Annotated in this window: 10 protein-coding genes; 6 read left to right on the top strand and 4 right to left on the bottom strand. The window is 66.5% G+C overall.

The window, feature by feature from the left end:
- Window positions 1–4 precede the first annotated feature (4 nt).
- Complete coding sequence (locus KFO72_RS04710) at window positions 5–1,489, bottom strand: HD domain-containing phosphohydrolase (protein ID WP_225031514.1); 1,485 nt, start codon at window positions 1,487–1,489, stop codon at window positions 5–7.
- A gap of 318 nt (window positions 1,490–1,807) precedes the next feature.
- Between KFO72_RS04710 and KFO72_RS04715 the strand changes: the two genes are divergently transcribed.
- The 5 genes from KFO72_RS04715 (at window position 1,808) to KFO72_RS04735 (ending at window position 10,116) form a co-directional block, all read left to right on the top strand.
- On the top strand, window positions 1,808–2,806 hold the full coding sequence (locus tag KFO72_RS04715) for a 2-keto-3-deoxygluconate permease (RefSeq protein ID WP_054932256.1): 999 nt from the start codon (window positions 1,808–1,810) through the stop codon (window positions 2,804–2,806).
- On the top strand, window positions 2,803–4,062 hold the full coding sequence (locus KFO72_RS04720; RefSeq protein WP_062918091.1) for a four-carbon acid sugar kinase family protein: 1,260 nt from the start codon (window positions 2,803–2,805) through the stop codon (window positions 4,060–4,062). Before KFO72_RS04715 ends, KFO72_RS04720 begins: the two co-directional genes overlap by 4 nt.
- 39 nt (window positions 4,063–4,101) lie before the next feature.
- Window positions 4,102–5,100, top strand: coding sequence for a 4-hydroxythreonine-4-phosphate dehydrogenase PdxA (pdxA, locus tag KFO72_RS04725; RefSeq protein ID WP_224099337.1), 999 nt, complete (start codon window positions 4,102–4,104; stop codon window positions 5,098–5,100).
- A 54-nt stretch (window positions 5,101–5,154) separates the two neighbouring features.
- Window positions 5,155–5,922 carry a DeoR/GlpR family DNA-binding transcription regulator gene (locus KFO72_RS04730; protein ID WP_054932254.1) on the top strand — a complete coding sequence of 256 codons (768 nt, stop codon included), beginning with the start codon at window positions 5,155–5,157 and terminating at the stop codon, window positions 5,920–5,922.
- A gap of 114 nt (window positions 5,923–6,036) precedes the next feature.
- A complete protein-coding gene (locus tag KFO72_RS04735) occupies window positions 6,037–10,116 on the top strand; it encodes an ATP-binding protein (protein ID WP_225031515.1) in 4,080 nt (1,359 codons plus the stop codon).
- 25 nt (window positions 10,117–10,141) lie between these two features.
- On the opposite strand, the gene KFO72_RS04740 is transcribed toward KFO72_RS04735, so the two are convergent.
- Window positions 10,142–10,927, bottom strand: a complete 786-nt coding sequence (locus tag KFO72_RS04740) for an aldolase (protein ID WP_225031516.1) — start codon at window positions 10,925–10,927, stop codon at window positions 10,142–10,144.
- A gap of 19 nt (window positions 10,928–10,946) precedes the next feature.
- Entirely contained in the window at window positions 10,947–11,651 is a 705-nt protein-coding gene (locus KFO72_RS04745) for a haloacid dehalogenase type II (protein WP_062918847.1), read from the bottom strand.
- Between the two features lie 117 nt (window positions 11,652–11,768).
- On the opposite strand from KFO72_RS04745, the gene KFO72_RS04750 reads away from it, so the two are divergent.
- The gene (locus KFO72_RS04750; RefSeq protein WP_054932251.1) at window positions 11,769–12,617 is read left to right on the top strand and encodes a LysR substrate-binding domain-containing protein; all 849 of its coding nucleotides are present in this window, start codon (window positions 11,769–11,771) and stop codon (window positions 12,615–12,617) included.
- Here the strand turns inward: KFO72_RS04750 and KFO72_RS04755 are convergent.
- Window positions 12,614–13,954, bottom strand: a complete 1,341-nt coding sequence (locus KFO72_RS04755) for an LLM class flavin-dependent oxidoreductase (protein ID WP_054932260.1) — start codon at window positions 13,952–13,954, stop codon at window positions 12,614–12,616. The genes KFO72_RS04750 and KFO72_RS04755 overlap by 4 nt on opposite strands.
- Window positions 13,955–13,979: the final 25 nt, after the last annotated feature.

Below are 13,979 nucleotides of genomic sequence, written 5' to 3' on the forward strand. Positions count from 1 at the left end.
CGCGTCACAGCACGCCGAGCGCCAGGGCCTTGAGCGTGGCCGCTGCGCGCGTCGAGCAGTCCAGCTTGCGGAATACGCTTTCGACGTGCGTGCGCACCGTGCTCGGACTCAAGGACAGATCGCGGGCCACTTCCTTGTTGCTCGCGCCGCGCGATATGCCGCGCAGCACGTCGACTTCACGCGCGGAAAGCCGCGCCGTCTGCGCGCGCGGATTCACGACGCGCCGCGGCGCCACACGCTCGTCGATCAATGCATGGACGACATCGGCGTCGAACCGGCCTAGTGCAGCTTCTTCGTGCAACAGCTTCGCGGCTTCGTCCTGCGTGAGCGCGGCACGCCACGGACGCGTTGCGCGCATCGCGACCCAAGCGGCGCTCGCCGCGAGAATGCGCGCTTCGACCGGCAACGCGGCGCCCGACACGCCGCGAAAATAGCCCGAGCCGTCGAGCCGTTCGTACGCGTATGAGCCGAGTTCGGCCGCCTCGGCGAGCGAGCCTGTCTGCCTTCCCGCGCGCGACGTCCAGTACGGCACGAGACGCGCTTTCTCCCACGCCGCCGGCGACAGACGGGCGGGTGCGTCCCAGACGGGATTCGGCACGGCGGCGCGGCCCACGCCATGAACGAGGCCTGCGCAATAGAGCCGGTTTTGCGCGTTCGCATCGAGTGCGAAGCGCGCCGCGCACGACGCGGCCGTCGCCGCGACGCTGCGCGAATAGCCCGTCATCCACGGCAGTTTGAGATCGATGATGTCCGCTACGAGTTCGACGGGCGTGACGTCGTTCATCTGCTGGGTCATCAGCGCGGCATCGATGGACGCCGCGTCGGCCCGGGCCAGTTCGTCGAGCCATTGCGGCGCGAGCCGGACGGCGAGCCGCGCGAGCTTGTCCGGGTAGCGCGCATCGGCGCGCTGGCCGATCAGCGCGCTCGCGCGGTCGATCCCGTAGGTGCGCGAAAAGATTTCCAGTTCGCCTGCCAGCGCCACGATGAACACGGTGACAGGCACGGCGCTGCCGGCGAGCCGGTCAGGCGTGCCCGTGCCGTCCCATGATTCGAACACGTGCCGCAGCGTGGCTTGCGTGTCTTGCCCGAGACCGAGCATGCGCGCCGCTTCGCCCGATACTTCGCAATGAATGCGCGCAAGCGGCGTCATGACCGCGCCGACATCGCCTTGCAATGCCATTGGGCGCGCCCAGTCCGGCTTGAGCGCGAGCATCGCTTCGCGGCTAGCGACATCGTCGCCGAGCGCTTCCGCGAAGCCCGACGCGTTCGCCGTGCAGCCCGACCAGCGCAACAGCGACGCCTCGCGAACGGCGACCACGGCCGCTTCGCCGAGGTCTGCCGCTTGTGCGAGCCGCATGGCGAGCCATGCGGTGCGGATGGAGTGATCCGTCGGCTGGCCCATGCTCAGATCGCCGATGAAGGCGAGCGCCTTCACGGCATCGAAGACGCGAACGACGGGGCCGCCGGATGAGCCTGACGAGGTCTGCATAACGGTACGGGTCTTTTATCGAGCCTCACTATACCGCGAGCGTTTTCGCGCGCGATCGGTCATTCGACCGATACCCGTGGATATAGGCGTCTGCGGAGCGTCGCCTGAATGTGCGGCGCGGTTAATCCATTCAACGAAGGCGTTCGGGGCCGCGCTCGCATGCCCTCCCAAAAAATGATCACTTTGCGCAAATTGATGAGCGAATTGCGCAATTCGATCAAACGGTCTACACTCCAAACTGATCGATTCGATCGAGTGATGACTGTTTCAATCAAAATCGCGGATAGACGCGGCGCCCAATAAGGCCAGGAGACTCGCATGGTTCAGATTCCCATCAAACGCTCGATCGAGCGCATCCCCGGCGGCATGATGATCGTGCCGCTGCTCATCGGCTCGCTGGTGGCGACGTTCCTGCCAGGCATGCCGAAGTTCTTCGGCTCGTTCACGAATGCGCTGTTCACGGGCGCGCTGCCCATCCTTGCCGTGTTCTATGTCTGCATGGGCGCGAGCATCGACGTGAAGGCCACGCCGTATCTGATGAAGAAGGGCGGCGCGCTGCTCGTGACGAAGGTGGGCGCAGCGGTGATCGTCGGCGTGATTCTCGGGCATGTGCTCGGCGAGCATCCCGTGTCGTCGGGCCTGTTCGCGGGTATCTCGACGCTCGCCGTGGTCGCGGCGATGAACGATACCAACGGCGGTCTCTACATGGCGTTGATGGGCCAGTATGGGCGCTCGGAAGACGTCGGCGCGTACACGCTGATGTCGCTCGAATCGGGTCCGTTCCTGACCATGGTGACGCTCGGCGTCGCCGGTCTGTCGGCGTTTCCGTGGCAGACGCTGGTGGGCAGCATTCTGCCGCTCGCGCTCGGCATGCTGCTCGGCAACCTGGACCGTGAAATGCGCGACTTTCTCGCGAAGGCCGTGCCCGTGATGATTCCGTTCTTCGCGCTGGCGCTGGGCGCGGGCCTCGATCTCCACAAGGTCTGGCAAGCCGGGCTGCTCGGCATCGGCCTTGGCATTGCGGTGGTGATCGTGACGGGCATTCCGCTGTACTTCGCCGACCGCCTGACGGGCGGCACGGGTGTGGCGGGTGTGGCGGCAGCCAATACGGCGGGCAACGCGGCGGCCGTCCCCGCGCTCGTCGCGGCGGCGAACCCGGTGTACAACGAAGCGGCGCAGAGCGCGACGCTGCTGGTCGCCGCCTGCGTCGTGGTCACGGCGATCCTGTCGCCGATCCTCACCGCGCAGGTGGCGAAGCGCTATCAGCAGCGCCAGCAAGGCGCGCGCACGAAGAATCGCGAAGGGCTGGCACGATGAAGATTCTGATTCTCGCGGACGACCTGTCGGGCGCCGCGGACTGCGCGATCGGTTTCGCGAGCGCGGGGCATCGGACGGTCGTCACACTGGAGGCGACGCGCACGCCCGCGCACGACGGCGCGGACACGATCGCCGTCGATACCGACACGCGCCGTCTCACGCCTCGCGATGCAGCGGCACGCACGTCGGCGGCGTACGCCGAGATGAGCGCGCGCGATCAGCGGCTCTACAAGAAAATCGATTCGACGCTGCGCGGCAACTGGGCAGCGGAAGTCGCCGGTTTGCAGGCGCTGGCGGGCATGGCAATCGTCGCACCGGCATTTCCGGCGACAGGCCGCACGGTACGCGAAGGCCGTGTGTTCGTGCACGGCGAGCCGCTCGAACAGACGGCCACATGGAAGCTGGAGCATGCGGGCGTTCCCGCCGGCATCGCGGCGCAACTCGAAGCCGCCGGTCTGACAACGGACCGGCTCGACGCCGAGGCGCTCGCAGGCGAACCCGAAACGCTCGCCGTATGCATCGGCGCAATGGCGGCGAACGGCGTACAGGCGTTGATCGTCGATACACAAAGCGAGGCGGCGCTGCGCGCGCTGGCCCGCGCCACGCTGCAAAGCGATGCGGCGTTCTTCTGGGTTGGATCGGGCGGGCTCGCGCGCGAGATCGCAGCGCTCGATTCCCCTGCCGATGCTGAAGGACGCAAGTCCGGCAGCGGCACGTTTCCCGGCGGGCCGATCCTGATTCTGGTGGGCAGCCTGTCGGCTGTCAGCGAGCGTCAATGCGCGATGCTGCGCGAGCGCGGCGGCGTCGAGGAACTGATCGTGCCGCCCGTCGTGCTGCGCGAAGGCGAGCGTCATCGTGACTGGCGCGCGCTGCGGGAACAGATCGGCGTATCGCTGCAGGCGGGTGTCGATCTGCTGCTGCGCATCGGCCGCGACGACGCGTTCGATCCCGCCGAAGGCGCGCAGCTGTCGGCGGCGCTCGCGGCGCTGGTCGAGCCGCATTTCACCAAAACGGGCGGCCTGATCGCGACGGGCGGCGAGACCGCGCGCGCAATGCTGGCCGCCGCGCGTATCGGCAATCTGCAGTTGCTGGCCGAAGTCGAAGCAGGCGTCGCGGTGGCGAGGCCGCTCGACGCGACCCGCGCGCATTGTCCCGGCGTCGTGACGAAAGCGGGCGCTTTCGGCACCGATCACGCGCTGTATGCCGCATGGTTGACCCTGCGCAATGAAACCGAACGCGACGTCGTTTCACACTGACGTCCGCGTATGAACAGCACGTACCCACGAGATCACATCATGAGCAACTACCTTCCCGTAATCGGCATCACGATGGGCGATGCAGCGGGCGTCGGCGCAGAAGTCGTCGTCAAGAGCCTCGCGCACGCGTCGGTCTACGCGCAATGCCGTCCGCTCGTGATCGGCGACGCGAAGCGCCTCGAACGCGCGAACCAGATCGTCGGCGGGACCATGACGATTCGCCGTATCGAGGACGCATCCGATGCACGCTACGAGCAGGGCACGATCGACTGCATCGACCTCGGCCTGATTCCCGACGATCTGCCGTTCGGCCAGCTGTCGGCCGTGGCGGGCAATGCCGCGTATCAGTACATCAAGCGCGCGGTCGAACTCGCGCAGGCGGGCGAGATCGACGCGATCTGCACCGCGCCGCTCAACAAGGAAGCGCTGCACGCAGGCGGGCACAAGTATCCCGGGCACACGGAGATGCTCGCGCATCTGACGGGCGTCGACGAAGTATCGATGATGCTCGTGGCGCCGCAACTGCGCGTGATCCACGTGACGACGCACATCGGCATCATCGACGCGATCCGCAAGATCGAGCCGGGCCTGGTGCAGCGGACCATCGAACGCGGCAACGCGACGCTCGTGAAGGCGGGCATCGAGCATCCGCGCATCGGCGTGTGCGGGATCAATCCGCATGCGGGCGAAAACGGCCTGTTCGGCTACGGCGAAGAAGAAGAGAAGATCATCCCCGCCGTGAAGCTGCTGCAGGAACGCGGTCTGGACGTCACGGGCCCGCTGCCCGCCGACACGCTGTTCTTCCGCGCCGGTCGCGGCGACTTCGATCTGGTGGTCGCGATGTACCACGATCAGGGCCACGGCCCCGTCAAGGTGCTCGGCCTCGAAGCGGGCGTGAACGTGACGGTGGGGCTGGAAGTGATCCGCACGTCGGTCGATCACGGTACGGCATTCGATATCGCCGGCAAGGGTGTCGTCGACGAAGGCAGCATGCTCGAAGCGCTGCGCCAGGGCGCGGAACTGGCGACGCGCAGGTGATTGCCAAAAGGGGCTGGTGTAAGATCGAGCCCCCTTCCCAGACTCTCGAGAAACGTGAAGAAAACGACCGACCGTCATCAGGCGATTCTCGAACTCGTCCGCACGCGCGACGCCAACGTCGAACAGTTGTGCGCGGCGCTGAACGTGTCGGAAGCAACGATCCGGCGTGACCTGACGACGCTGGCAAAACAGAAGCGCCTGGTGCGCACGTATGGCGGCGCGACCGCGCTGGTCGGCGTACATGAACCGGAAGCATCGCTCGAGGAACGCAAGGCCGCGCAGCGCGAACAGAAGGAAGCGATCGCGCAGGCAGCCGCGCTGCATGTGCGCGACGGCGACACGGTATTGCTCGACGGCGGCACGACCTGCGCCAGTCTCGCGTGGCATCTGTCCACCCGTGAAGAACTGCATGTGGTCACCAACAATCTGCTCGCGGTCACGGCGCTCGCCAACGCGCCCGGCGTGCGGCTCACGCTGATCGGCGGCGAGCTGCGCGGCTCCAGCATGAGCACGCTCGGGCCGCTGGCGGAACTCATCCTCAGCCGCCTGACCGTCGATTGCGCGTTTCTCGGCGCGGACGGCGTGGTCGCCGGCTTCGGCCTGTGCGAAGCGTCGGCGCAGCAGGCGTATCTGAAGGAGTGCATCGTGTCGCGTGCAGCGGAGATCATCGTGCTCGCCGATTCCGACAAGCTCGGCCGCGCGCGCCAGCAGCACTGGACGCCGCTGCAACGCGACTGGCGGCTGATTACGTCCGCCACGGCCGACGACGCGCTGCTCGCGCCGTTTCGCGCGCTCGACGAAGTGACGGTCGAACTGGCCTGAGCCGCCTGTGCGCGTGTTTTATCGCTTGCGCGCTAGCCTTTGCAAGGCGGGTCCCGAACACGCTGTCGGGGCACTATCATGGATTGACCAACGTGACGTCAGCGCCCGCCTTCCATGAACACTATGCGGAACTGTTGCATCAAACTGTGCTGGCTCCTGGGCGCGATGCTCGCGGCAGCATCGGCCGATAGCGTTGCGCAGAAGCCGCCCCACGAGCGTCCGCCCTCCGTTGTCACGGTGGGCGTCGGGGGAGGCGGCCTGCCGCCCATCACGATTGTCAATGACGGCCAGCTTTCCGGCGCTGCGGTCGATATTCTGAAGGCCACGCTCGACCCGTCCGCGCAAGTGCGGGTCGTGACTTTCCCCGATCAGCAGTCGGTGACGGCGGCGGCCTGCGCCGGCTCCATCGACGTCGTGCTCACCGTGCAAATGCCCATCGTCGCGCGGCGCTGTCTGCTGCTGTCGCAGCCCTATTTCGATGCCGATTTCGTCGTGGTCGGGCGCGCGGCGGAGGCGGCGCGCAATGGCACAGCGCCTCGACTGACCGGCAAGCGCATCGCCGTGGAAGTGGGCACGTATATCGAGCAGGTGTCCCGCGAGCGCTATCCCGATGCGACGTTCGTGCAAGTGCGCAGTGAACAGGAGGGCTTGCGCGCCGTGCAGCGTAAGCAGGCGGACGTGTTGATCACGCTGCTGCCCGTCGCCGACTATCTGCTGTCGCAGCCGGAGTTCGCCGGACTGGCGGAAATCAACCGCTACCGCGAGACGGAAAGCAGCATCCATTTCGGCTTTCCTCATTCGCGCAAGGCGCTGCGCGACGGCATCGACGAGCGGCTCGGCGCGCTGCCTGACGACGTGCGTCAACGCATTCTGAGCCGCTGGATGAGCGCGGGTCCGATCTCCAGGGAAACCGCCGGGCCGTTTTTTCTCACTGACGACGAGCGCGCGTGGCTGCGTACGCTGCCGCCGCTGCGCGTGGCCGTGGACAACGGGCTTCCGCCCTACAGCTACGTCGACGACAGCGGCCAGACGCACGGCATGGCGCAGGACTATCTGCGCTATCTGTCGAACCAGCTGGGGATCAGCTTCATACGCGCCCATGAGGCGAGCCTCGACGCCGCCGTCGATGCGTTGCAGGCGGGGGATCTGGATATGAACGCCGTCGCGATTCTGCGCGATCCCGCCTTGCGCGGCGTGCCGGTGTCGCGCCCCTATGCGACGTTTCCGGTAGTCGCCGTGGGCCGCATCGACGCGCCTGCGTTGTCGCAGATGCGCGACCTCGACAGCAAACGGGTGGCCGTGACGGAGGGCGGCGGTCTACGCGGGCTGGTGATGGCGGCGGCGCCGAAAGCGCGCATCGTGGTGGTGCCCGACGTGGCGGCGGGCATGAACGCGGTCGCCGAGGGGAACGCCGATCTCTACGTCGACGACCTGGCGACGGCCCACTACATGCTGCAGCGCATGCATGGCGGCAATCTGCGCATCGTCGGCTCGGGCGGCGCGGCGCTGCAGACGGGCTTTGCCGTCGCGCCGAAGCTGGCTGTCCGGCTCATGCCGCTGATCGACCGCGCGCTGGCGGCCTTGCCCGACACCGAGCGGCTCGCGATCCAGAACCGCTACTTCGGCGCGAACTACGAGCTTGGGCCGTCGTGGAAAGATATCGCCATGCGCTTCGCACCCATTGCGCTGGCGCTGCTGGCCGTGATCGCCGTGCTGTGGCGCTCGCGCCGCGTGCTGCACAAGGAAGCGCGGGAACGGCGCGAAGCGGAGTTGCGGCTGATCGACGTCACCAGCCAGTTGCCGGCGACGGCGTTTCAGTATCGGCAGGGCAACGGCGGGGGCTCGAAGATTCTCTGGCTGAGCGGCAATACCGTCGACATGTTCGGCAAGACCAGCGCCGAACTGCAAGCGAGCCCGGGGTCGGTGCTCGCCTCCGTGCATCCCGACGACCGCGCCGATCTCGAACGCGAGGCGCGCAACGCCATGCACACGCTCGCGCCCGTGAGCCGCGAACTGCGCGTGCAGCGCCACGGCGCGTACCGGTGGACCCGGCTGCACGCCGTGCCGCATCGGGTCGAGCAGGGCGATCTCGTCTGGAACGGTTACTGGAGCGACGCCGAAGAACAGCATCAGCATGCCGTCGCGCTGGCCGAGGCGCGCGATGCGGCGCAGCAGGCGTCGCGCGCGAAGAGCGAGTTTCTCGCGGCGATGAGCCATGAAATACGCACGCCGATGAGCGCCGTGCTGGGACTGATCGAACTGCTCGCGCACAGCAACCTGCGCCCCGACCAGGCGGTCAAGGTGAAGCTGATCTCGCAGGCGGCCGAATCGCTGCTGCAAATTCTCAACGACATTCTCGATTACTCGAAGATCGAAGCCGGCAAGATCGCGCTGGAGCGGGTGCCTGTCGATATCCGCGATCTGTGCACGAGCACGTTCGCGCTGTTTTTCTGGCGCGCCCAGGAGAAGCGGCTGAAACTGGTGCTGTGCATCGACGCGGCGATTGCGCCCGTGGTGTGGAGCGACGGCGTGCGGCTACGGCAGATTCTCTTCAACCTGCTCAGCAACGCGATCAAGTTCACCTCGGAAGGCAGTATCAGACTCGACGTCGAACTCGCGGGCGAAACCAATGAAGGCAACGAAGGCCACGAAGGCGACGGCAGGCAAACCATTGTCTGGCGCGTGAGCGACACGGGAATCGGCATCAGCCCGGATCAGCGGGCGCGCCTCTTTCAGCCCTTCGTGCAGGCCGAAGCCTCGACGACACGCCGCTTTGGAGGCACAGGTCTTGGCTTGACGATTTCACGGCGGCTGGTGGCCATGCTCGGCGGCACCATCGGCATGTCAGGCGAGGTGGGGCGCGGCACACAGGTGGAGTTCCGCATTCCGCTGGAAGTGAACCAAAGCAGGTTTCAGAGCTATCCGCTGGCTGGGATCACCGTCGGTCTGCGTGTTCGCGAAGCGTCTGTGCTGCGCAGCCTGACTCAGGCGCTGCAAACTTTCGGCGGCACGGTGGCGATCCTCGATCCTGATGCAGCGCTTTCCCCGGATAGCTTGCCGGCGGACTGCCGGCTGATTATCGACGACCAGCTGACAGCGCAAAGCCCGCCGGCGAATCCACCACTCGTGCAGGGCACGCCGAAAAGCGCGATTCAGATGCAGGTGGGCGGCATTCCCGTCGTTCCCACGACTGCAGTCACCAAATCCAGCGGCTATGACCGCATGGGCGACGTCTGCTACCTCTGCGTGTATCCCGTGACGCTCGGCGGCGTGGCTGCCGTATGCAATGCCGTCTTGCACGGGGACGCCGAACTGGGACTGGAATCCGCGGCATCGGCGCTCGCGCCCGCCGCGCCGCGCAGCCGCGCCGATGCGCTGCGCGATCACGCGCTCATCCTGATCGCCGAAGACAACGCGATCAACCGGCATCTGCTGCGGCAGCAACTGGAACTGCTCGGCTGCACGTGCGACACCGTCGAAGACGGCGTGCAGGCGCTGAAGGCGATCGCGTCGGCGGACTATGCGCTGCTCATCACCGACTGTCACATGCCCGAGATCGACGGCTACACACTGGCAACCCGCGTGCGCGAGCGGACGGGTGACGCACGTCGCATGCCCATCGTCGGACTGACGGCGAGCGTGGGGCGGGAAGAGCGCGACGAGTGCCTGGCCGCCGGCATGGATGAATGCCTGTACAAGCCGGCCAAGCTCAACGACCTGCTTGCGTGCCTCACCCGGTTCGCGCCGCAGTGCCTGCAGGGGCACTGCGCGTTGGCGAGCGACGGACGGCCCGCGTCGCCGGTGGACGCGCCGCGCGTCACGCCTCATGCGCCGGGACTTGCCGCAGCGTCGGAGCCAGGCGAACTTCCCGATCTCGACTGGGACGCGATCAATCGGAGCTTCGGCAGTACGGGGCGCGACGAGAAGCTGATAGACATCATCGTCCAGACCATGACGACGGATGCCGACGAGCTCGAAGGCATGCTCGGCGAAGCCGGGCCGGATGTCTTGCGGCAGTGGATTCATCGCGTGGACGGCGCGGCGTCCGTGCTCAGGTACGAACCGCTGAAGCATGCGCTGCAGACGTTTCGCGCCAGCGTGCTGACGGGCGACCGCGCGCTCTACATGGCATCGGGCGAGCAGATGCTGCAGCAGCTGCGGCGGATCACCGATCACGTCGCGCGTCAGGTGTAGCGGCGGCGAGGGTGGCTCGCGTGCTTCATGTCTCGAAGCGGTTGCCCGCGTCGCGCAGACGCCGTATGCCGCTGTCGAGGTGCGCCCGCGCGCTTTCCTTGTCGCCCAGACGCATCTGCTCGTACGCGCGCTGCGCGATCTCGTGCGGCACGGCCTTGAGCGGACGGTTGCTCTGCATCGCCTTGAGTTGCACTTCGGCGGCGCGCTCCAGGTAATACAGATCGTCCCACGCCTCGGCGATGCTTGCGCCCGCCACCATCACGCCGTGGTTCTTCAGAAACAGGATGTCCGCGTCGCCCATGGCAGCCGCGATGCGGTCGCCTTCGGATGTATCGAGCGCGAGGCCGTTGTAGTGCTCGTCGACGGCGGTGCGGCCGTAGAACTTCAGCGCCGTTTGTCCGAGCCACAACAGCGGCGGTCCTTCGATCAGACACAACGCGGTCGCGTTCGGCATATGCGTATGAAACGCGGCCTTCACGCGCGGCATGGCCCGATGCAACTGCGCGTGTATGTAGAACGCGGTCGCTTCCGGGCTGCCGTCGCCTTCGATCACATTACCGTCGAAATCGCAGACCAGCAGGCGCGACGCGGTGACTTCCGAAAACGCGAAGCCATACGGATTGACGAAGAACAGATCGTCATGTCCCGGCACGACAGCGGAAAAATGATTGCACACGCCTTCTTCAAGGCCATGCTGCGCGGCGAGCTGAAAACACGCGGCCAGTTCGATGCGGGCCGTGTGCACCGCGTCGGAGTCGAGCGCGGCGCGACGCGCGACAGCGGCCGTATTGACGTTGAGCGTATGTGCCATGACAGGTCCTTTGCACGTTTCACCAGCCGAGCGACGCGAACAGCGGCGGCACCCGGTCGAGCGTCGCAAGCGTGGCGTCGGGCGTGTAGTCGGGCAGGCGCTGGCGGCCCGTGCCGCGGTCTATCCACACGCAGCGAAAGCCGATGTCGCGCGCCGCCGCGTGATCCAGATGCGGGCTTGCGCAGATATGCACCACGTCGTCGCGCGATACGCCTAGCTGTTCGTGAGCATAGTCGAAAAGCCGCCGGTCGGGTTTGTAGGCGCCTGCCTGCTGCGCGGTAATCACGCGGTCGATATAGCCGCCAAGCTGCGCGACGTTGCCGGCGATCACGTCGTCGTCGGTATTCGACACGATGCACAGCCGGTAGCCCGCTTCCTTCAGCGCGCGCAGCGTGCCCGTCACTTCGGGGAAGGGCGGCATCGCGGAGATGCGGCTGGTCAGCAGGCGGATGTCGTTGTCGTCGGCGCGCAGATCGAATTCCTCCAGTGCGATGCGCAGCGCGTGGCCCGCGACTTCGCGGAACGAGCGGTGCGGTGGCGTCTGCTCCAGCGCGTGCTCGTGCCTGTCGTAGACGGCGATGAACGCACGCGGATCGATCGCGGCGGCTTGTTTGGCCGCGAGGATCGCGGTGACGGCGTCCAGCAGCCCTTCGTCCCATTGAATCAGCGTGCCGTAGCAGTCGAAGGTCAGCCACGACGGGCGCGGTGTGTTGCCGAGTGACATGAGCGGTTCCTTGTTCATGGATGTCGATAGGGAACACAGACTAAGCCGCGCGTTGCATATTGGGAAATTAAATTAGAATGACGTGCTCAGTGGAAATGTAAATATGAGGCCTTCGCCATGCTCGATCTCGAACTTCTGAAGACGCTGGTTTGCGTGGTGGACGAAGGCAGCTTCACACGGGCCGGCGAGCGCGTGCACCGCACCCAGTCGACGGTCAGCCAGCAGGTGCGGCGCCTCGAGGAACTGGTTGGCCGCACGCTGCTGATGCGGGACCGCACGGGCAACCTGGTGACCGCGACCGAGCACGGCGAGCTGCTCACGCAATATGCGCGCCGCCTGATCGCGCTCTCGCAGGAGGCGCAAGACGCGCTCGCGAGCGACGTCTGGCGTACGCCTATCCGTATCGGCGTGCCGGAAGACTTCGACGCGAAGCGCATGGCGTCGATCTTGTCGGGCTTCGTCAAGGCGCGGCCCGAAGCGCGGCTCGAAACGGTCGCGGGCATGAGCGCCGATCTGCACCGCAAGCTGTCGGGCGGCGAGATCGAGATTGCGCTCGTCAAACGCGAGCCGGGCAGCGGGCCATGTCTCGCATCGTGGCCCGAAACGCTCGTGTGGGTGCGCGGGCGCATGATCGAAGTGCCGCCCGAGGACGGCGAGCCGATTCCGCTGGCGTTGTTTCCGCAAGGCTGCGTGTACCGCAAGCGCGCGATCCGCAGTCTCGATCATTCGCAGCGAAGCTGGCGCGTCGCGTTCGGCAGCCATAGCCTGACGGGCATTCAGGCGGCCGTTGCTTCGGGCCTCGGCATTACCGTGCTGCCCACCACGGCCGTGCTGCCCGAGCATAGCGTGTGCTTCGACCTGCCGCGTCTGCCGCCCACCGAGCTCGCGCTCGTCGGCGCGGGCGGCGCGATGAACGCGGTGCAGTCGGCGCTGGTGGATTTTCTGCGCGAGGCGGTGCCCGTCTAGCTCGCGCCGCGCTGCGTGAAGAAACGGTTTTCGGGACGCGGCAAGCCGAGATGGTCGCGCAGCGTCGTGCCTTCGTACGCGCGCCGGAAAATGCCGCGCCGTTGCAGCTCGGGCACGACTTTATCGGCGAAATCGTCGAGGCCGCCGGGGAGATACGGAAACATCACGTTGAAACCGTCCGAGCCGCGCTCGGTCAGCCATTGCTCCATCTGGTCGGCGATGGTCGCGGGCGTGCCGACCATCTCCAGCCCCGAATAACCGCCAATGCGCTGCGCAAGCTGGCGGATGGTCAACTGGTCGCGACGCGCCCAATCGACGACGCGTTGCCGCGAACTCTTGCTGGCATTGCTCTCGGGAATCTCGGGTAGCAGCGAATCCGGATCGAGTTGCGACACGTCGTGGCCGAGCGCGATTGACAGCGACGCGATGCCGCTGTCGTAGTGCACGAAAGTATCGAGCAGCGCGCGCTTTTCGCGCGCTTCATCGACGCTATCGCCGACCACCACGAACGCGCCCGGCAAAATCTTCAGATGCTCCGGGTCGCGGCCCGCGCGTTCGACGCGGCTTTTCACGTCGGCGTAGAAGCGCTGGCCTTCGGCGAGGGAGGGCGGCGCGGTGAACACGGCGTCGGCCGTTTCGGCGGCGATCTGGCGTCCCGCTTCCGACGATCCCGCCTGCACGACGACGGGCCAGCCCTGAACCGGCCGCGCGATGTTCAGCGGACCGCGCACCGACAGATGCTCGCCTTTGTGGCCGAGCACGTGCATCCGCTCCGTGTCGACAAAGACGCCGCTTTCGACGTCGCGGACAAACGCGTCGTCGGCCCAGCTATCCCACAGGCCTGTAACGACGTCGTAGAACTCGCGCGCGCGGTGATAGCGCTCGCCGTGCTCGACATGCGCTTCGAGACCGAAGTTCAGCGCCGCATCGGGATTGGAGGTGGTCACGAGATTCCAGCCGGCGCGCCCGCCGCTCAGATGATCGAGCGAAGCGAAACGGCGCGCGACGTGGTATGGCTCGTCGAACGTCGTCGACGAGGTGGCGATCAGGCCGATGCGCTCCGTCACCGACGACAGCGCGGCGAGCAGCGTCAGCGGCTCGAACGACGTCACGGTGTGGCTGCGCCTGAGCGCGGCGGGCGGCATGTTGAGCACGGCCAGATGATCGGCCATGAAGAATGCGTCGAAGCACGCGCGTTCGAGCGTCTGCACGAAGCGTTTGAGGTGCGCGATGTTGAAGTTTGCGTCGGGGTACGCGCCGGGAAAGCGCCACGCGCCCGTATGCAGGCTGACGGGACGCATGAATGCGCCGAGATGCAACTGACGGGATCGGGTCATGATGGAAGCCCTTGCCGAAAAGGTG

The sequence above is a fragment of the Paraburkholderia sp. XV genome (genome assembly GCF_020177535.1).
GTDB classification, from domain to species: domain Bacteria; phylum Pseudomonadota; class Gammaproteobacteria; order Burkholderiales; family Burkholderiaceae; genus Paraburkholderia; species Paraburkholderia caribensis.

Excerpts from the sequence above, each read along its gene's own strand:
- KFO72_RS04710 (WP_225031514.1), bottom strand. The coding sequence starts at position 1,489 with ATGCAGACCTCGTCAGGCTCATCCGGCGGCCCCGTCGTTCGCGTCTTC.
- KFO72_RS04715 (WP_054932256.1), top strand. The coding sequence starts at position 1,808 with ATGGTTCAGATTCCCATCAAACGCTCGATCGAGCGCATCCCCGGCGGC.
- KFO72_RS04720 (WP_062918091.1), top strand. The coding sequence starts at position 2,803 with ATGAAGATTCTGATTCTCGCGGACGACCTGTCGGGCGCCGCGGACTGC.
- pdxA (WP_224099337.1), top strand. The coding sequence starts at position 4,102 with ATGAGCAACTACCTTCCCGTAATCGGCATCACGATGGGCGATGCAGCG.
- KFO72_RS04735 (WP_225031515.1), top strand. The coding sequence starts at position 6,037 with ATGAACACTATGCGGAACTGTTGCATCAAACTGTGCTGGCTCCTGGGC.
- KFO72_RS04740 (WP_225031516.1), bottom strand. The coding sequence starts at position 10,927 with ATGGCACATACGCTCAACGTCAATACGGCCGCTGTCGCGCGTCGCGCC.
- KFO72_RS04745 (WP_062918847.1), bottom strand. The coding sequence starts at position 11,651 with ATGTCACTCGGCAACACACCGCGCCCGTCGTGGCTGACCTTCGACTGC.
- KFO72_RS04750 (WP_054932251.1), top strand. The coding sequence starts at position 11,769 with ATGCTCGATCTCGAACTTCTGAAGACGCTGGTTTGCGTGGTGGACGAA.
- KFO72_RS04755 (WP_054932260.1), bottom strand. The coding sequence starts at position 13,954 with ATGACCCGATCCCGTCAGTTGCATCTCGGCGCATTCATGCGTCCCGTC.